The organism is Mesorhizobium sp. CA8 (genome assembly GCF_020164955.1).
Lineage (GTDB): Bacteria > Pseudomonadota > Alphaproteobacteria > Rhizobiales > Rhizobiaceae > Mesorhizobium.
Map to the genome: position 1 here is coordinate 19,776 of NZ_JAIUHG010000006.1, position 17,426 is coordinate 37,201.

The 17,426-nt window shown below is 64.6% G+C and carries 16 protein-coding genes and 1 pseudogene; 11 read left to right on the forward strand and 6 right to left on the reverse strand.

All coding sequences use genetic code 11. The features are described 5' to 3' along the window. The first annotated feature begins 515 nt into the window (after positions 1-515). The 3 genes from LB553_RS08620 to LB553_RS08630 all read left to right on the forward strand — a co-directional run bounded on the left by LB553_RS08620 (position 516) and on the right by LB553_RS08630 (position 3,434). Complete coding sequence (locus LB553_RS08620; RefSeq protein ID WP_224512322.1) at positions 516-2,249, forward strand: sensor histidine kinase; 1,734 nt, start codon at positions 516-518, stop codon at positions 2,247-2,249. Beyond that, positions 2,224-3,015 carry a peptidoglycan-binding protein gene (locus LB553_RS08625; RefSeq protein ID WP_224512325.1) on the forward strand — a complete coding sequence of 264 codons (792 nt, stop codon included), beginning with the start codon at positions 2,224-2,226 and terminating at the stop codon, positions 3,013-3,015. The genes LB553_RS08620 and LB553_RS08625 overlap by 26 nt, the downstream gene beginning before the upstream one ends. Positions 3,016-3,086: 71 nt before the next feature. Then, a complete protein-coding gene (locus LB553_RS08630; protein ID WP_224512327.1) occupies positions 3,087-3,434 on the forward strand; it encodes a DUF1491 family protein in 348 nt (115 codons plus the stop codon). A gap of 6 nt (positions 3,435-3,440) precedes the next feature. Here LB553_RS08630 and LB553_RS08635 read toward each other — a convergent pair whose 3' ends face one another. The 5 genes from LB553_RS08635 to LB553_RS08655 all read right to left on the reverse strand — a co-directional run bounded on the left by LB553_RS08635 (position 3,441) and on the right by LB553_RS08655 (position 9,010). Then, the gene (locus LB553_RS08635; protein WP_224512329.1) at positions 3,441-4,448 is read right to left on the reverse strand and encodes a DUF2336 domain-containing protein; all 1,008 of its coding nucleotides are present in this window, start codon (positions 4,446-4,448) and stop codon (positions 3,441-3,443) included. A gap of 392 nt (positions 4,449-4,840) precedes the next feature. Then, positions 4,841-5,389 (reverse strand): DUF1254 domain-containing protein, encoded by a 549-nt coding sequence (locus LB553_RS08640; RefSeq protein WP_224512330.1) that lies wholly within the window; start codon positions 5,387-5,389, stop codon positions 4,841-4,843. Continuing rightward, on the reverse strand, positions 5,382-5,966 hold the full coding sequence (locus LB553_RS08645) for a DUF1214 domain-containing protein (RefSeq protein WP_224512332.1): 585 nt from the start codon (positions 5,964-5,966) through the stop codon (positions 5,382-5,384). The genes LB553_RS08640 and LB553_RS08645 overlap by 8 nt, the downstream gene beginning before the upstream one ends. Before the next feature lie 80 nt (positions 5,967-6,046). Beyond that, positions 6,047-8,203 carry a transglycosylase domain-containing protein gene (locus tag LB553_RS08650; protein WP_224512334.1) on the reverse strand — a complete coding sequence of 719 codons (2,157 nt, stop codon included), beginning with the start codon at positions 8,201-8,203 and terminating at the stop codon, positions 6,047-6,049. A gap of 168 nt (positions 8,204-8,371) precedes the next feature. Beyond that, positions 8,372-9,010 (reverse strand): TetR/AcrR family transcriptional regulator, encoded by a 639-nt coding sequence (locus tag LB553_RS08655; RefSeq protein WP_224512335.1) that lies wholly within the window; start codon positions 9,008-9,010, stop codon positions 8,372-8,374. Positions 9,011-9,121: 111 nt separating this feature from the next. Between LB553_RS08655 and LB553_RS08660 the strand changes: the two genes are divergently transcribed. From LB553_RS08660 to LB553_RS08670, 3 genes and pseudogenes are all read left to right on the forward strand, one after another. Continuing rightward, on the forward strand, positions 9,122-11,452 hold the full coding sequence (locus LB553_RS08660) for a GcvT family protein (protein ID WP_224512337.1): 2,331 nt from the start codon (positions 9,122-9,124) through the stop codon (positions 11,450-11,452). Positions 11,453-11,464: 12 nt separating this feature from the next. After that, positions 11,465-13,017: pseudogene (locus LB553_RS08665) on the forward strand (trimethylamine methyltransferase family protein). 142 nt (positions 13,018-13,159) lie between these two features. Continuing rightward, positions 13,160-13,567: a DUF3168 domain-containing protein gene (locus tag LB553_RS08670; RefSeq protein ID WP_224512341.1), complete on the forward strand. Its 408-nt coding sequence runs from the start codon at positions 13,160-13,162 to the stop codon at positions 13,565-13,567. 167 nt (positions 13,568-13,734) lie between these two features. On the opposite strand, the gene LB553_RS08675 is transcribed toward LB553_RS08670, so the two are convergent. Further along, entirely contained in the window at positions 13,735-14,121 is a 387-nt protein-coding gene (locus LB553_RS08675) for an ester cyclase (RefSeq protein ID WP_224512343.1), read from the reverse strand. A 210-nt stretch (positions 14,122-14,331) separates the two neighbouring features. Between LB553_RS08675 and LB553_RS08680 the strand changes: the two genes are divergently transcribed. From LB553_RS08680 to LB553_RS08700, 5 genes are all read left to right on the forward strand, one after another. Continuing rightward, the gene (locus tag LB553_RS08680; protein ID WP_224512345.1) at positions 14,332-14,631 is read left to right on the forward strand and encodes a hypothetical protein; all 300 of its coding nucleotides are present in this window, start codon (positions 14,332-14,334) and stop codon (positions 14,629-14,631) included. Between the two features lie 63 nt (positions 14,632-14,694). Continuing rightward, positions 14,695-15,360 carry a response regulator transcription factor gene (locus tag LB553_RS08685; RefSeq protein ID WP_040991360.1) on the forward strand — a complete coding sequence of 222 codons (666 nt, stop codon included), beginning with the start codon at positions 14,695-14,697 and terminating at the stop codon, positions 15,358-15,360. Positions 15,361-15,382: 22 nt separating this feature from the next. After that, positions 15,383-16,771 carry an ATP-binding protein gene (locus LB553_RS08690; RefSeq protein WP_224512347.1) on the forward strand — a complete coding sequence of 463 codons (1,389 nt, stop codon included), beginning with the start codon at positions 15,383-15,385 and terminating at the stop codon, positions 16,769-16,771. Further along, entirely contained in the window at positions 16,768-16,911 is a 144-nt protein-coding gene (locus LB553_RS08695) for a hypothetical protein (protein WP_224512348.1), read from the forward strand. Before LB553_RS08690 ends, LB553_RS08695 begins: the two co-directional genes overlap by 4 nt. Further along, on the forward strand, positions 16,908-17,345 hold the full coding sequence (locus tag LB553_RS08700; RefSeq protein WP_224512350.1) for a hypothetical protein: 438 nt from the start codon (positions 16,908-16,910) through the stop codon (positions 17,343-17,345). The genes LB553_RS08695 and LB553_RS08700 overlap by 4 nt, the downstream gene beginning before the upstream one ends. Positions 17,346-17,426 lie beyond the last annotated feature (81 nt).

Below are 17,426 nucleotides of genomic sequence, written 5' to 3' on the forward strand. Positions count from 1 at the left end.
CGTGACGGATCATGCATCCCTTGGCATGACCTCTTTTATGGGCACGATAATGGCATAGTCACGCAAAGGACGGCTTGCATCGAAGCCGCCAATTTTCCTCAAATTTTAGGCAAATTCGAAAGGAATTGGTTTTGAAACGGACTTGCCTCGAATCTCATCGAACGCATTAACTTTATGATAACCATATATCTCGTTGCTATTAAACGGTTTTATTCCTGTCAGAAGTTAGCCGGATCAAGTGGCGGCCCGCTTTGCCACAGGCTTCGCGGCTAACCCGCCGTTTACCATGGCGGCAACTCGGCGTGCTTTGCGAGGCCGGCATCACAATATTTGCCATGAGCGCGTCGCCGGGCCCCGCCAGCCTTATCCATTCCTTAAACGGTGGATGCGAGTTTCAAGCCGATTGATGAGTCACCTGCCAGGCAGGTTTTTTACGACCGGGTATGCGTGCGTTGAGTTCTATTTCAGCCAAATACGTTCAATTGCCCGGCGCGGTTTCCGCTGGCTGCGAACGCATGGTTCACCCGACCGTGACGGGTGAGGCCGAACGCTTGCGCCAGCGCCGCTTCATCGGCGTCATGCTCGCCGCGCCCTTCCTTGCCGCGGGTGCCGCGGTCACGCTTGTCACGTCCAGCCTCGGCGCGGCCGTCACGATAGCCGCGATCTTTGCCGCGTTCGGCCTGTGCTGGTTCGCGGCGCTTCTGGTGGCCGCCACCGGCCATATGGCGCTCGCCGGCCGCATGGCGGTCGTGCTGGGCGGCCTCGCCCTTGCCGGCGCTATTGCCGCGGCGGGCGGATTGGCCTCGCCGGTCGCACTGCTCGCCGTCGCCTTGCCGGTCGAGACCTGGTGGGTCTCGGGATCGCGGCGCGCCGCTCTGTCGAGTGCACTGGCGGCGCTTGCCGCCATCGTGCTGCAGCCCTTTGCCGGGCAGTTCCTGCCGCTCGGCGAGATCGCCACCTGGCATTGGCTGCTGCCGCTCGCCTGGGCGCTGACGCTGTTGCCGCGGGCCGTCGCCTTCGCCAACCCGGCAGGCTCGCGGCTGGTGGAACCTGCCGGCGATCGTCTCGAGGACGTCATCGACGCCGTCGTCCTGCGCGTCGGGCGCCAGGGCGACGTGCTCGATGCGTCCGCCAAGGCGCGCTCGATCCTCAAATTGGCACCGGAGCTCCTGCTCGGCACCGGCCTGTTCGACCGCGTCCATCTTTCCGACCGCGTCGCTTATCTCACCACCTTGGCCGACATGCGCGAGGGCGCGCCGAAGGGTCGGCTTGACCTGCGCATCCGCTTGCCGCGCGAGGGTTCGAGCGCGGCCGACAATTTCCGCCCGTTCAGCCTCGAGCTGCTGCGCGGCGAAGCCGACCGCGACGTCTTCACCCTGGTCCTGCGCGAAAACGACGATGTTGCAGCACTTCGCGAGGAGCTGGTGGAAGCGAGGGAGGCGGCCGCGACCGCCGAAGTGGCCAAAGGCCGCTTCCTCGCGGTGGTCAGCCACGAGCTGCGCACGCCGCTCAACGCCATCATCGGCTTTTCCGACATGCTGCTCCATGAGATGTTCGGCGCCTTCAAGGACCCGCGCCAGAAGGAATATGTCGGCCTGGTCAGGGAGTCCGGCCAGCATCTTTTATCGGTCGTCACCTCGATCCTCGACGTCTCGCGCATCGAGGCGGGCGCCTATGCGACCGAGCTGGAGCCGTTCCGCTTCGTCGAGGCGGTCGACATGTGCCGTTCGATGATGCGGCCGCTGGCCGACGCCAAGAGCATAGTTCTTGCCACGCAGATCGCGCCGGATGCGGGCGAGATCAATGCCGATCGCCGCGCCGTGCAGCAGATTCTGATCAATCTCGCTTCGAACGCGGTGAAGTTCACGCCCGACGGCGGCAGCGTGGTGATCGGCGCCAAACGCGTCGGCTCGCGCCTCCATTTCTGGGTGAGCGACACCGGCATCGGCATTGCCGAGGAGGACATGGCCAATCTCGGCAAGCCGTTCATGCAGATCCAGAACGATTACACGCGCCGTTTCGAGGGAACCGGGCTCGGCCTATCGCTGGTCAAGGGCCTGGTGGCGCTGCACGACGGCACGATGTCCATCGAGAGCGCACCGGGTGAGGGCACCACGGTGACGATCGGTCTGCCGGTAAGCGGGCCTAAGCAGCATTCCGGCGCGCCTTCCGGCGTGCTGGCCATGCCGGCGAAGCCGAAGGGGGACAGACATGGGGAGAGAAATGGCTCGCTCCGCAAAACGGCCTAAGGTGGTCGAACCCGAGCGCGGCGTGCTTGCCGAAGGCGCGGTCGCGGTCGGCCAGCTGATCGCAAGCAATCCGGTCCTGGTCGGCGGCTCGACCGCCTTCCTGGTGACGCTGTTCTACGTCTCGGCCAATGCGCTCTGGTATCAGCCTTTTCCGCATACCGGCGCCTTCTTTGCCACCCGCAGCATCGAGAATTTCCCGCACACCGTCTCCAACGAACCGGAAACCACCATCAACATCGTGCGCCAGCCGCCGCCGCCGCCCGCGGCCAAGCCGGACCCGGTCGTCCAACAGGTGCAGGCCATTCTGAAGGATCTCAACTTCTACGACGGCACGGTGGACGGCCTTACGGGCCCGGCCACGCGCAAGGCGATTCAGGCCTATCAGCTGAAAGTCGGGCTGCCGGGGTCGGGTGAGATCGACGGAGCGCTGCTCGACCAGCTTGGCGCCCGCCAGACGACGGCGGCCATTCCCCACCCGGCGCCGCGGCCGGCCGATGGCGCCGCCAACATTTCCGCCGCCCGGCCGTCGGCGATCCCGGTCTCCGCCCCGGCGGATGGCGCCACGCAGTCGCCCGATGCCCGCATCGTCAAGATCCAGGCCGGCCTGAAGGCCTTCGGCAACAACGACATGCAGCTCGACGGCAAGGTCGGCGCCCGCACCAAGGCCGCGATCAAGGAATTCCAGGCCTTGTTCGGCCTGCCCGAGACCGGCGAGCCGGACGAAGCGGTCTACGTCAAGATGCGTCAGATCGGCCTGACGAATTGAGCGGCGGTAAGGTCGTTTCGGTTCCTTCATCCTTGCTGTAATAAACCGCGCATGCCGTCCGGAAATCTCCCATGCGCGTAACCACCGACCTCTGGGTCTCGGCTCTTGTGCGCCGCGTCTTCAGTGCCGGCGGTTTTGCCGCCGTGGTCAAGCGCGGCGCGACCGAGGCGGGGGCTGTCTTCGTGCTGTCGCGCGGACGTCTGGGGGAGGTCGCCCTCTATGGACCGGCGCCGCAGACGAGCTACGATTCGGCCAAGCCCGATGAGCGCTTCTTCGTCGCCCTCGGTGCGAGCGACGATGGCTCGTCCTTCGATGCGCGGCTGGAGCGGGAGAAGAAATTCGATCCCGACATTTGGGTAGTCGAGATCGAAGCGGGAGCCGTTCCAGTCGAAGAGCTTCTTTCGGTGAAGACAGAATAGACCGGATCAGGAGGCCTTGAGGCCGGCACTCGCCTCATCGCTGTTCGAGGCTTCGCGGCTTTCGATGTCCGCCGCGTCGGGAGCATCGCCGCGGATCGCCCGCGAAAGCGTCTCGGCCTTCCAGGCGCGTACCTTGTCCAGCGCCGCCTCGCGATGCAGCAGCCGGTAGCGGTCGAGGAACAGGCGGATCGCCTGCGGGTGTGGGAATTCGCCGGGATAGACCGCGACCGCGATCAGGAAAGCCCTGTCTTCGCTGAGGTCGAGGGCGCGCAGCGCCGCAAGCAATGCGCCATAGCTCGATTGCCCGGTCACCGAGCGGGCCGTCGCGAAGTCGATCCCCAGCGCATCGGCAAGCGCGGTCTGGAAGAAGGCCGCGTTGCCGGTCAGCGCCGTCTCGCGCAGTTTCACATAGGCCGGCTGGCCAAGGAAGGTGTTGACGTCGGCAGTGTCGCCGGTCCGGCGCATCATCGAGCGCAGGCGGCGCCGCGCGTTCTCCGCTGCTTCGCCGGTCGCGGGACGGTCGGTGTCCGCCTTGGCCACGGGCTCCGGTTTCGGTGTGAGCTTCGTGACCGTTTCCGGCGGCCGCGTCTTGACCAGCGTCGGTCTTTCCAGCGCGCGGATCAGGTCGGCGATCGTCGGGTTGAGCTCCTTGCGGCGTGCGATGGCGCGCGCGTGCGGCAGTCCGTGCCGGCCGATCAGCGCGATGAGGTCGATGTCGCTCAGCGCGTTGGAGCGGGTGAGCAAAGGTGCCGCGATCTCGACCGGCTCCTCGGCCAGCCGCCGCACCAGGGCTGTCGGCGCGTAGTCGCATTCGGAAAGGGCTGCGGCGACGTAGCGGCGCGACCCGACCGACACCTCATCGAACAGCGGCAGCGTCAGGTCCTCCAACTGGGCGATCTCGCGGCGCGAGGGACGCGTCAGCGAACAGAAGGCCGACACCGCGGCGCGGAACAGCCTTTCGGCCTTTCCCGCTTCGGTCCGGATAGCGATTTGCCTGAAATCCGAAGATGACACGGAGGATACGCCCGATACTCGACACACGCCCGAACCGCGCAATCCGGCCGGGCCGGTTTGGCATCTTCAGGAAAGACAAACATCAAATTAGCCGCGATCCGTTAGCGCTCCGTTAACCCTCTACGCCCTTAATCAACTTGGAGGCGTTGCGTTGTGCTCCGGTCAAACCGAGAGGAATGCGCGAACCATGGGCATGGTCCTGTCTTTTGTGCCGCGTGCGGCACCTATAAATCGAGCAAGTCACGACACCGCGACGGCGGCGGCGGTCATCATTTTCCCCGGCGTCCGTTATGAGTTGCATCCGCAGGCCGATGAGGCCCGGCCGGGCGAAAGCGGCTCCGACAGGCCAGGCTCCCCGCCACCTGCCAAGCCGCATCACTGATCGAGTTTTCTCAGTAGTCCTGCAATTCGCAGGCGCTCTGCTCGAGGAAGCGTGACACGATCGGTTTCCAGCTCTCGTCCGGCACGAAGGCGCGGACGACGAAAATGCCTTCCTCGATCGGCGCTTCGACGAAGATCGCGCCCTGCAGATCCTCCGGAAGGCCGCGCCGCACGTCGATCATCTGCGCCGGCGTCAGCACCACCGCGTCGAGCTTCTCGCCATTGGCGTTATGATCGTTAAAGGAATAGATGTTGTGGCCGTTGCGGTCGTAGACCGAGGCCGACCAGAACGGCACGTCGCCCGGCGCCCTGATCCTGACCACCCCGTCGGCAAGGTCGAACCGGCAGGCGGCGGCATAAAACAGCGGGTCGACCGATTTCACCACCGGCGCGCCGCCGGCCTCGGCGTCCAGCCGCCTCATCTTGTAGAGGTCGGATGTCATCGCCAGCCGCGACCAGGCATCGCGTTCGGAAAATTCCGGCACCAGGAACAGCACCACGATATGCACGATGCCGGCGCCGAGCAGGCCGAGGATCAGGGCATGCAGCAGCCTACGCATTGCACCCCGCCTTCAGGATGCGCGGCAGCGTGACGTCCGAGAGGCCGGTGCTCGAGGCGATCGGCGTGTCGTAGAAGGTCAGCACGAAATACATCTTGCCGGAGCCGCCGGTCAGCAGCCAGTTGCCGGGAGCCGGTCGGCTGCCGACGGAAATGACGACGGAATTGTCGGGCCGGCGCAGCACTTCGTAGGATTGCAGCGCCGACTGCCTCGGCTTGCCTGTGTCGATCACGCCAAGCGACTGGTCGGCGGCGTAGAGCGTCCAGAAACGGGCGGTGGGATAGCCGCCTTCGATCGTGTAGGTGCATTCGCGTTTCAGCGGCTCGCCCGCATCGTCGCGCTCGGCGACGAACGCAAGCCCCTCGGCCTGGCCGAGCGCCAGCACGCCCTCGCGTGCCACACGCGCTTTGGAGTAGGGGTCGGCGGCTAAAGTCCCGACTTCGGGGAAAGCGGTCCATTGGCCGATGCGGATCGCGCCGACGCCGTCCTGCGCGTTGAGCGCATACCAGACGCTGTAGCCGCCAAGCCCGATGGCTATGGCAAGCGAAAGCAGCGTCAGGATGGCGTTCTTGAGCATGAGAGCCGCAGACAGAGGAGATTGCCCGGGATATCGCGGCGCGGGGTGTTGTGGCAAGCCGGCTTTGCGCAAGCGCCGCCCTAAAGCGCCGAAAGCGTCTCCGGCGGAGTGGGGGCGTCCAGTACCGGCGCGGCCTGGAACGCCTTGGTCATGTCCCGCAGGGTCTGGCTGGTGCGGCTCGAAAGCACCGGCGGGCGTTCGGCCTCGGCCTGCGCTGTCGCCGCGTCGGCTTCCTTCTTTGCCGCTTCCTCTGCCTTGGCCGCGACCTCCGGATCGACCCACGGATGATCGAGACCGGGGATCGGCTTCAGGTCGATGTTCTGGTGCGCATAGACCATCAGCCGCTGCCAGACCATCGCCGGCAGCGTGCCGCCGGTCATCTTATTGGTCGGCGTGAAGTCGTCATTGCCGAGCCAGACTGCGGCCGTGTAATTGCCGGTGAAGCCGACGAACCAGGCGTCGCGATAGGATTGCGTGGTGCCTGTCTTGCCGGCGACGACGATGTTGGGAAGCTGGGCGCGCCGCGCCGTGCCGATCGCCGGTACCGCTGCCAGCATCGTGTTCATATATTTCAGCGCCTTTTCCGACAGCACGCGGTGCGGCGGCGGCGCATCCTTGGCCCAGTCATAGACCACCTCGCCGGTGCGGGTGACGAGTTGGGTAATGCCATGGCGGGAGCCGACGAAACCGTTCTGGGCAAAGACGCTGTAGCCGGTCGCCTGATCCATCACCGTCATGCCCGATGTGCCGAGCACCATAGTCTTGTGCGATTCCAGCGGCGATTCGACGCCCATCGATTCCGCCATCGCCTTGATCGGACCGATGCCCAGGTAATCCTTTGCGAGCCGCACCGGCACGGTGTTGATCGACTTGGCGATCGCCGTGATCAGCGTGACATTGCCGGCCGAGCCGCCATTGTAATTGTGCGGCGACCAGCCGCCCCAGCTGATTGCGCCGCCCGAAACGACCGAATCCGGCGTGAAGCCATGCTCCATCGCGGTGGCGTAGACATAGGGCTTGAAGGAGGAGCCGGTCTGGCGCAGTGCTTTGGTGGCGCGGTTGAACTGGCTGGTGCCATAGTCGCGGCCGCCGACGATCGCGCGAACCGCGCCATTGGTCTCGATCACCACGACCGCGCCTTCGGTGACATTGTATTCCTTGCCGAACTGCCGGAGATGAAACTCGACCGACTCTTCCGCGGCCTTCTGGATGTTGGCGTCGAAGGTGGTGTGGGCGACCAGCGAATGCTGGCCGGGCTTGGCGATCTTCTTCACCTCGTCGAAGGCCCAGTCGAGGAAATAATCCGGGCTCTTCTGCTCGCCGCGGTCGACGACGTCGGCCGGATGCAGCCGCGCCTGCAGCACCTGGCCCTCGGTCATGAAGCCGGCGTCGACCAGATTGGACAGCACAACATTAGCGCGCGCGCGCGCCGCCGGCAGGTTGATGTGCGGGGCGTATTTGGTCGGCGCCTTGAACAGGCCGGCCAGCATCGCCGCTTCGGCAAGGCTCAGATCCTTGACGCTCTTGCCGAAATAGAAGTCCGCCGCCGCCTCGATGCCGAACGTGCCGCCGCCCATATAGGCGCGGTCGAGATAGAGCTGCAGGATCTCCTTCTTGGACAGGTTCGCTTCCAGCCATAGCGATAGGAAGGCTTCCTTGATCTTGCGCTCCAATGTGCGCTCGTTGGACAGAAACAGGTTCTTGGCGAGCTGCTGCGTGATGCTGGAGCCGCCCTGGACCACCGAATTGGCGCGCATGTTCTCGAAGAGCGCGCGCGACAGGCCGAGAATGTCGATGCCGTAATGGTCGAAGAAACGCCGGTCCTCGGTCGCCAACACCGACTTGATGACGATATCGGGCATCTCGTCGACCGGCACGGAATCGCGCTGGATGATGCCGCGCTGGCCGATCTCGTTGCCGTAGCGGTCCAGGAAGGTCACGGCGAAATCGCCCTGGCTGCGCCAGTCGCCGGCGGTGATGTCGAAGGCCGGCATGGCGAGTGCCAAAAGCACCACGAAGCCGCCCGCGCCCATGGTGAAACCTTCGCTCAGCACCTCGATGATGGCGCGGCGCCAGCCATGCACACGGAAACGGCGGGAAAAGATGGTCGCCGCTTCCCAGAATTCGCGCGCTTTGAAGCTGATCTCATAGAGCGAGGAATCGAGCCACGCGTCGAGGGCAAGAGCCGCCGAGGCGATCCGGCCTCTTCTCTTGCGTGGTTTCGAAGGACTTGCCATTCCGACTTCCGCCCCAACGCGCTTTCGCCCGAAAACAGCATGCGGGCAGTTTCAGGGTGGCACCCTGTCAAACTATTTGACCATTTTATCACCGCTCACAAGGGCAGCGAAGTCACAGCACAAGCTTTGTTGATTGGAGGTGCGCGGGCCGTTAACGGCCGATCGATATCACCGGGCCGCGATGAAGCGCATAAAATGCGCAACATCCGCCTCGGTCGGTTCCTGGCCGGTGAAGGAGCGCAGATAGGCGGCGAGATGGCTGACGCGCGCCTCTACCGGTTCCTTGAGGTCGAGCACGTAATAGCCGATCTGCATGTAATAAAGGACACGGGCGCGGATGAAGGCGTCCTCGCTCTCATAGCCGTGCCGGCGATACATGTCGCGTATGGCAAGGAGACGCTCCTCGTCAGCCTTGTCGATCATGCGCCGCACGTCGTCCGAGCGCCTTGCCCACTCGCGGACTGCGAAGTCGAGCCGCGGGTCGAACAGGCGCTCGTCGGCCCAGCATTCGAAGACGTTCATCACACCCATGATGATGGTGTCGGCCGGCCGGCGGGCACGTTCGACGATCGCAGTGGTGTTGGTCTGGTGCCAATGCTTGAGCAACTGGTCGAGCAGGTCCTGCCGGCTTTCGAAATACCAGTAGAAGCTGGACCGCGAAACGCCGAGCTTTTGTCCCAGCGTCAGCACGCGCACGCTCTCGATGCCGTCGGAAATCAACGTCTGCAGCGCGAGGTTGATCCAGTCCGCGCGGGTCACCTTGATATTGCCGGGCGCCGGCTCGTCCTGGGGAACGGTCATGCTCATGGCCGAACAAGTGGCACGGTACGGCGCAGCGCGCAAGCTCTGGACAGAAGTGTCTAGACACATATGTCCAGGATATGTATCGTAAGAGCCTTCAACGAGAGGGAGAGGCTCGTGAGGTCGCATTACCGGGCAGTGGTCATCGGCGGAGGCGTGGTAGGCGCCTCGGTGCTCTATCACTTGACGCGTTTTGGCTGGCGCGATGTGGCACTGATCGAGCGCGCCGAGCTGACCGCGGGCTCGACCTGGCATGCCGCGGCCGGGTTCCACGCGCTCAACGCCGATCCCAATATCGCGGCGCTGCAGGACTACACGATCAAGCTCTATCGCGAGATCGAGGCCGAATCCGGCCAGAATGCCGGTCTGCACATGACAGGCGGCGTCAACATGGCAAGCGACCCGCAGCGCTGGGAGTGGCTGAAATCGGCCTGGGCGGTATTCCAGTCGATCGGCATCGAGACCGCGCGACTGGTGACGCCGGAGGAAATCAAGGAGATCTGCCCGATCGTGGATGTGAATGGCGTGCTGGGCGGGCTCTATGATTCCAACGAGGGCCATCTCGACCCCTATGGCACAACACACGCCTATGCCGGCGCCGCGAAGAAGCGCGGCGCCGACGTCATCCTGCGCAACCGCGTCGTCGAGCTGATGCAGCGCGCCGACGGCGGCTGGGACATCGTCACCGAGAAGGGCACGATCGTCGCCGAGCACGTTGTCAACGCCGGCGGTCTTTGGGCCAAGCAGGTCGGGCTGATGGCCGGCGTCGACCTGCCGGTGACGCCGATGGAGCATCATTATTTCGTCACCGAGGACATTCCGGAAATCGCCGCCCTCGACAAGGAACTCGGCCTGGCCGTCGATCTCGACGGCTTCTCCTATCTTCGCCAGGAACGGAAGGGCGTGCTGCTTGGCGTCTACGAGCAGAACCCGAAACACTGGAACATGGACGGTGCGCCCTGGGATTACGGCATCGAGCTGATCCCGGAGGATATCGATCGCATCAGTCCCGAGCTTGCCAAGGCCTATGAGCGCTTTCCATGTCTGGGCACGGTCGGCATCCGCAAATGGGTCAACGGCGCCTTCACCTTCACGCCGGACGGCAATCCGCTGGTCGGCCCGGTCAGAGGGCTGAGGAACTACTGGGTCGCCTGCGGCGTCATGGCCGGCTTCAGCCAGGGCGGCGGCGTCGGCAAGTCGTTGGCCGAATGGATGATTTATGGCGAGCCGCAAGCCGATATCTTCGGCATGGACATCGCCCGCTACGGCGCCTTCGCCGCCAACCGCGAGTATCTCCGGCAAACCACGGGCCAGTTCTATGCCCGCCGCTTCGTCAGGACCTTCCCCAACGAGCGCCTGTCTGCCGGCCGGCCGCTGAAGCGTCCCGGCGCCTATAACCGTATGAGCGCCGCCGGGGCCGAGTGGACAGCCTCATGGGGTCTGGAAATTCCGGCCTATTTCGCGCCGATGGGGTTTCGGGAGCAGACGACGCTGAAGCGCTCCAATGCTTTCGAGATCGTCGGCGACGAGGTGCTTCAGGTCCGCCGCGCCGCCGGCCTTGTCGATACCACGGCCTTCTCGCGCTACGCTGTGTCGGGCCCCCGTGCAGAGGCCTGGCTCGACCGGCTGCTTGCCTGCCGGCTGCCGAAGCCCGGCCGCGCGAAGTTGGCGCCGATGCTTGGCTCCGACGGCAGGCTGAAGGGCGACCTCACTGTGCTCAACTGGGGCCGCGGCGAATACTGGATCATGGGCTCCTACTATTTGCGCGAATTCCACATGCGCTGGTTCGAGGCGCACATTGCCGAAGGCGTCTCCGTCACCGACATCTCGGACGCCATGTCCGGCTTCCTTGTCACCGGTCGTAACGCACGCCGGATCGTCGAACGCACCACGCATCAGGTCGTCTCGGCGGCAGCCTTGCCGTTCATGGCTTGCGGCGAATTCGACATCGGCATGGTGCACGCCCGGGTGGCCCGGCTGTCCATCGCCGGCGAGCTCGGTTTCGAGATCAACTGCCCGGCCACCCTGCATTCGGGCCTGCGCGAAACGCTGCTCGCCGCCGGCGAGGATCTCGGCCTGGCCGAGATCGGCTATTACGCCCTGAATTCGCTCCGGCTGGAAAAGAGCTTTGGCATCTGGTCGCGCGAGTTCACGCAAGGCTACACACCCGGCCAGACCGGCCTCGACCGCTTCATCGCTTTCGACAAGGGCGGTTTCATCGGCCGCGAGGCGGCGCTGAAAGAGCGCGAAGCCGGCGTCTCGCGACGCATCGTGACGCTTGAGGTCGACGCTTTCGACGCCGACGCCAGCGGCTTCGAGCCGGTCTGGTCCAAAGGCCGGCGCGGGGAGGGGACCGAGCTTTCCGTACACATTGTCGGGGTCGAACGGCCGGCGTGCGTCATCGCGGCCTCGCCCTACGACCCCGAAGGCAAGGGGATGCGGCAATGAGGAGGAACCGCCATGATCGATGAGGCCGCACGTGATCTCAGGCGCGAGCGCCGGCGGGGACGCACCGGCGAGGCGGGCAGCGAATCGAGCCGGCACCCGAACTACCGGTCGCTGAAGAACCCCTTCCTGCCGCAGCCGATCTTTTCCGACGACCAGGTCGCGAACATCCACCATCCGCGCTGCGCGTGCTGGAAGAGCTCGGCATCAAGGTGCTGCTGCCCGAGGCCCGCGCCATTTACGCCAAGGCCGGTGCTTTGGTCGACGAAGACAGCCAGATGGTCAGGATCGGCCGCGACATGGTCGAGGCAGCACTTGCTTCGGCGCCGCGCTCCATTCCGGCACTCGGCGGCGATCGCTCGCGCGACCTGACGCTCGAGCTCGGCTCGATGACCTTTCTGGCCGGCTCCGGCGCCCCCAATGTCACCGATCTCGAGCGGGGACGCCGGCCGGGCACGCTCCAGGCTTTTGAGGAATTCGTCAAGCTGGTCCAGCATTTCGACGTGCTGCACATGCTCGGGCCCTGCGTCGAGCCGCAGGACATCGACAACCGCTTGCGCCACTATGCCGTCAACCGCGCGCAACTGACGCTGTCGGACAAGTTCCCCTTCATCTTTGCGCGCGGCACGCCGCAGGTCGAGGACGGTTTCGAGATGATCCGCCTGGCGCGTGGCCTTTCGCACGACGAGTTCCGCGCCGGCGCCCACTGTTACACCGTCATCAACACCAACTCGCCGCGCCAGCTGGACATCCCGATGGCGCAGGGCATCATCGACTTCGCCAAGGCCGGCCAGGTCCTGGTCATCACGCCTTTCTGCCTGGCCGGCGCCATGGCGCCGATCACAGTCGCCGGCGCGCTGACCTTGCAGCATGCCGAGGCGCTGGCCGGGTTGACGTTGGCCCAGATCGTGCGGCCCGGCGCGCCGGTGGTCTATGGCTCCTTCTCCTCCAATGTCGACATGAAGTCCGGCGCGCCGGCCTTCGGCACGCCGGAACACATCAAGGCGACGCTTGGGGCGGGGCAGCTCGCCCGCTATACAGGCCTGCCTTGGCGTTCCGGCGGCGGCAGCGCGGCCAACGTCTCCGATGCGCAGGCCGCGCACGAGACGCAGTTCGCGCTATGGGGCTCGGTGTTGGCCGGCGCCACCATCTGCATCCACTCCGCCGGCTGGCTGGAAGGCGGCCTGAGCGTCTCCCTGGAAAAGCTGATCACCGATGTCGAAGCGCTGCAGACGGTCGCCGAGCTTTGCGCCACGACGCCGGGCGACGCCGACGCCATCGGCTTCGAAGCGATTGCCGAAGTGCAGCCCGGCGGTCATTTCTTCTCGGCCGCGCACACGATGGCCCGCTACCGCACCGCCTTTTACGAGCCGCTGGTCGCCGACTGGTCGAATTTCGGCAACTGGACGCAATCCGGTTCGAAGACGGCGACGGAGCGCGCGACCGGCATCTGGAAGCGGATCCTCGCCGACTTCCAGCCGCCAGCCTCCGCCGCCGCCACTGCGGGTGTGCTCGACGAGTTCATTGCCAAGCGCACCGAAGAAGGCGGCGCGGCTCCGGTGTCGTGATTTGACGAAAACGTAACAAATTCGAGACCTTCGCCGTTCACGTTATAGCTGGGACGATTCGCGATCTGGCATCGGATCTCGAGCGCGGCTACGTTGCCGGAGATTGGCGTGGCGCGGAGACATGTTTGGCGATGGACGGTAGATGACGGCGCCTGGCGATTTGATGCAGGCCTTGTTCCTGAGGCTGAAAACCGACGCGTCGCTGTCGGCGCTGCTCGGCGGCGCGGGCCTGCTCGAGCGTGCAGACGCCAAGACCGCTTATCCGCATGTCACCTACGGCCGCACCAGCGCCTTCGACCTCGAGACCGGCGCCGACAATGACAATGACCAGCTTGTCACCTTGCATATCTGGTCGAAAGCCCAAGGCGAGGCCGAGACGCGCCTCATCATGGACAGTATCAAGGCGCGCCTCGATGGCGCCGCCCTTTCCATCGGCTCGCGCAGCCAGACGCGGCTGTCGCTGGAATTTGCCGAGGCGCGCTATGACGAGGACCTTGCGGTCTATCACGGGTTGCTGCGCTTCCGCGCGCTGACCCAGGAAAGCGCATAGGGTGTGTTGAGATTCAGGTCAGGCCGAGCCGGAGTCGAAGACGGGCGCGAAGCGACCAAACTAGGTGGCTTCCGAGAACCGGAGCGGAGCGTACTTAAGGTACGTGAGCACCGGAAGCGGAGGAAGCCGGCATTTGCAGGCCGGCCTCACCTGAATATCAACACACCCTAAAGCTGCGCCTGGATCGCGGCCTTGTCGATGACCGACCAGACCTCCCTTATGCGGCTGTCGTGGAACTCGTAGAACACGTTTTCGGCAAAGCTGACGCGCTTGCCGTGGACCGGCAGGCCGAACAGCACGCCCTTAGGCCGGCAGTCGAAATGCAGGCGCGCCGCCAAGCGCGGCGGCTCCGAAATCAGCAGCTCGATGTTGAAGCGCAGGTCGGGAATGGCCTCAAAATCGCCCTCAAGCATGCGGCGATAGCCCGAAAGGCCGATCGTCTCGCCATTATACTGCACCTCCTCGCCGACGAAGCGGCCGAGACTGCCCCAGTCCTGGTCATTCAGGCAGGCGCTGTAGCCCCGGTAGAGATCGACAATATCCTCGCGCGTCATCGCATCCTCCCATGGCCGTTCGGCGTTTCTACACTAGGTAGCGCGGGGGGCGGAATGGGCAGGCCAAAAAGCGTAGCGGATCGACTGTTTTTCCGGTTATGAATTCAAAGCCGGGATTGGGGCCGCACGCGCAGGGGGAATGGCGGGCATGGATTTTCGATCGTTCACCGTTCATTTCACGTTCAGCCCATATGCGTTAGAACCGTGATCATGAAAAATTTTGGCTTTCACCTCCGCAAAGCAGCGCTGGCGCTTGCCGCAGCCGGCCTCTTTGTGTCGCAGACGACGGCGATGCCGGTCATCGACCCGTCGGTCGACCAACCGGTCGTGCTTGCCGCCAACGATTGCTACGCGATCGGCCAGCAGGTCGCCGCGCAGAATGGCGGTACGTTGGCCAAGGCCTCGCAGGTGACGCGGGGCGGCCAGCAGGTCTGCGTCATCGTCGTGCTCGTTCCCGGTAAGGATGGACAGCGTCCGCGCCGCTCGGAAATCGTCGTTCCGATGGGCTGACCCTCTCGTTTCCCTGGTCGGCGGAATCGGCCTATACCTCTACCCAACAACAGGCTTCAACCCATGCGCGTGCTCGTCGTCGAGGATGACAAGGATCTCAACCGGCAACTGGCCGAAGCGCTGGTCGATGCCGGCTATGTGGTCGACCGCGCCTATGACGGCGAGGAGGGGCACTTCCTCGGCGACACCGAGCCTTACGATGCCGTGGTCCTCGATATCGGCCTGCCGCAGATGGATGGCATCAGCGTCGTCGAGCGTTGGCGCCGCGGCGGCCGCAAGATGCCGGTTCTGATCCTCACCGCGCGTGACCGCTGGAGCGACAAGGTCGCCGGCATCGACGCCGGCGCCGACGATTATGTGACAAAGCCCTTCCATATCGAGGAGGTGCTGGCCCGGGTCCGGGCGCTGATCCGTCGCGCGGCGGGCCATGCTTCGTCCGAGCTTACCTGCGGACCGCTGCGGCTGGACACCAAGGCGTCCAAGGCCGACGTGAACGGCGTGCCGCTCAAGCTCACCTCGCACGAGTTCCGGCTGCTCGCCTATCTGATGCATCATATGGGCGAGGTGGTGTCGCGCACCGAACTGGTCGAGCATCTCTACGACCAGGATTTCGACCGCGATTCTAACACCATCGAGGTGTTTGTCGGCAGACTTCGCAAGAAGATGGGCATCGACATGATCGAAACCGTGCGTGGCATGGGCTATCGCATGCGTGAGCCGGAGGCGTGACGCGGAACCGCTGAAGCCAACGATGAGAACGTGGCTTTCAAGGCTGCGGCTCTGGCCGCGCTCGCTGACCTTTCGCGTCATCGCCTTCTCAACCATCTGGGCGATCCTGACGCTGGTCGTCATCTTCACCCTCATCACCACGCTTTACCGCCAGGCCAGCGAACGCGGCTTCAACAGCCTGCTTTCGGCGCATCTGTTCAACCTGATCGGCTCCGTCGGCATTTCCGACAGCGGCGCGCTGACCGGCTCGCCCGACCTTGGCGACCTGCGCTTTTCCGAGCCGAATTCCGGCTGGTACTGGTCGGTGGAGCCCGCCTCCGAAGGCGTGCATGGCGAAATCCATTCCTCCTCGATGACGACCTCGCTGCCGTCGCCGAGCGTGGCGGAGGTGCCTTTCAACGCGAATTTCCAGCGCATCTACTCGATGGCAGGCATCAAGGGCGAGCGGCTCGAAGTGTTCGAGAGCGAGTTCGTGCTGGACGCCAAGAACCGCGCGGCCCGCTTCCGCGTCATGGGCAACCACAGCGAGCTCGAACAGGAGATCGCGAGCTTCCAGCGCCGCCTGCTCACCTATCTCTCGCTGTTCGGCGTCGGCATGATCGCCATCAACGCTATCGCCATTCTGCTGGGTCTCCAGCCTTTGCGCCGGGTCCGCAACGCGTTGGCCATGGTGCGCGAAGGCACCGCGCAGCGGCTCGACGGCAGCTTCCCGGCCGAGATCGAGCCGCTGGCCAGCGAGACCAACGCGCTGATCGAGAACAACCGGCGCATCGTCGAGCGCTCGCGCACGCAGGTCGGTAACCTTGCCCATTCGCTGAAGACGCCTTTGGCCGTGCTGATCAACGAAGGGCGCGCGCTCGGCGGCGCCAAGGGCCAGTTGATCGCCGAGCAGGCTGCCTCCATGCAGAAACAGGTCGACCACTATCTGCAGCGCGCGCGTGTCGCCGCGCAGCGCGACAGCGTCGTCTTCCGCACGCCGGTTTCGCCGCTGGTCGAGCGCATGGTGCGCGTTCTGCGCAAGCTCAACCCGCAAACCGTGCTGACGCTGTCCCTGCCGTCGGCCGAGATCGTCTTTGCGGGTGAGCGCGAGGATCTCGAGGAACTGCTCGGCAATCTGCTCGACAATGCGATGAAATGGGCAAAGAGTTCTGTTGCCGTGACGATCGCCACTATTTCGGGGAGCGGCAACCTGTTTGAGATCGTTATAGAGGATGACGGTCCGGGCATTCCCGAGGACAGCGCCCGGGAGGTATTGAAGCGTGGCAAAAGACTGGACGAGACGAAGCCGGGAACGGGGCTTGGCCTTGCCATTGTCGCCGACCTCGTCAACGAGTATGGAGGCTCGCTGGCGCTGGAACGGTCCGGCATGGGCGGCTTGAGGGTGGTGGTGAGATTGCGGAGCCTTCAGTGATGTTTTTCATCGGTTTGCGTGCGGCTGCCAATGGCCAAATTTCCGACAAATATCAACACTATGGCGATGAAAACCTCCTGATGGCGCGCCCCCAGTCCATCCAGTTCCATCCCGCTGAAGAGAACCGGTTGTCGGCATGAAGATTCGCGTCGCGCTCGTTTCCGCCCTGCTCGCTATTTCCGGCTGCACGACGCTGGGCAAGGGTGGCCCGACCTCTCCTGTCACGCCTGTTTCCACGCCGCCGACCGGCGGCAAGGTATCGACCAGCATCGTTTCGGCCATGAATGGCGGGCTCATCGGCGGGTCGATCGGCTCGGGCCTCAGCGATGCCGAAAAGCGCAAGGGCTTGGAAGCGGAATACAAGGCGCTGGAATACAACACCAGTGGCCAGAAGGTGACGTGGAAGAGCGACAACTCCTCGCATTATGGCGAGGTCGTCGCGGCCCAGCCCTACCGGGTAGGCTCGCAGGATTGCCGCCAGTACACCCACACCGTCTATACAAGCGGCGCGGGCGTCACCGCGCGCGGCACGGCCTGCCGCAACGCCGACGGCAGCTGGACGCCGCTGAGCTAGAAGACAAGCCGGGCCTGCCTAATTATTTGCTCGGGTTGAGTTCGTTCAAGGCCGGGCGGCGAGCCCGCCGTCAAAGCGTCG

Bases quoted from the DNA above. Each gene is read 5' to 3' on its own strand.
- LB553_RS08690 (WP_224512347.1), top strand. From the start codon at position 15,383: ATGAGAACGTGGCTTTCAAGGCTGCGGCTCTGGCCGCGCTCGCTGACC.
- LB553_RS08670 (WP_224512341.1), top strand. From the start codon at position 13,160: ATGACGGCGCCTGGCGATTTGATGCAGGCCTTGTTCCTGAGGCTGAAA.
- LB553_RS08700 (WP_224512350.1), top strand. From the start codon at position 16,908: ATGAAGATTCGCGTCGCGCTCGTTTCCGCCCTGCTCGCTATTTCCGGC.
- LB553_RS08630 (WP_224512327.1), top strand. From the start codon at position 3,087: ATGCGCGTAACCACCGACCTCTGGGTCTCGGCTCTTGTGCGCCGCGTC.
- LB553_RS08650 (WP_224512334.1), bottom strand. From the start codon at position 8,203: ATGGCAAGTCCTTCGAAACCACGCAAGAGAAGAGGCCGGATCGCCTCG.
- LB553_RS08625 (WP_224512325.1), top strand. From the start codon at position 2,224: ATGGCTCGCTCCGCAAAACGGCCTAAGGTGGTCGAACCCGAGCGCGGC.
- LB553_RS08655 (WP_224512335.1), bottom strand. From the start codon at position 9,010: ATGAGCATGACCGTTCCCCAGGACGAGCCGGCGCCCGGCAATATCAAG.
- LB553_RS08675 (WP_224512343.1), bottom strand. From the start codon at position 14,121: ATGACGCGCGAGGATATTGTCGATCTCTACCGGGGCTACAGCGCCTGC.
- LB553_RS08620 (WP_224512322.1), top strand. From the start codon at position 516: ATGGTTCACCCGACCGTGACGGGTGAGGCCGAACGCTTGCGCCAGCGC.
- LB553_RS08680 (WP_224512345.1), top strand. From the start codon at position 14,332: ATGAAAAATTTTGGCTTTCACCTCCGCAAAGCAGCGCTGGCGCTTGCC.
- LB553_RS08685 (WP_040991360.1), top strand. From the start codon at position 14,695: ATGCGCGTGCTCGTCGTCGAGGATGACAAGGATCTCAACCGGCAACTG.
- LB553_RS08640 (WP_224512330.1), bottom strand. From the start codon at position 5,389: ATGCGTAGGCTGCTGCATGCCCTGATCCTCGGCCTGCTCGGCGCCGGC.
- LB553_RS08645 (WP_224512332.1), bottom strand. From the start codon at position 5,966: ATGCTCAAGAACGCCATCCTGACGCTGCTTTCGCTTGCCATAGCCATC.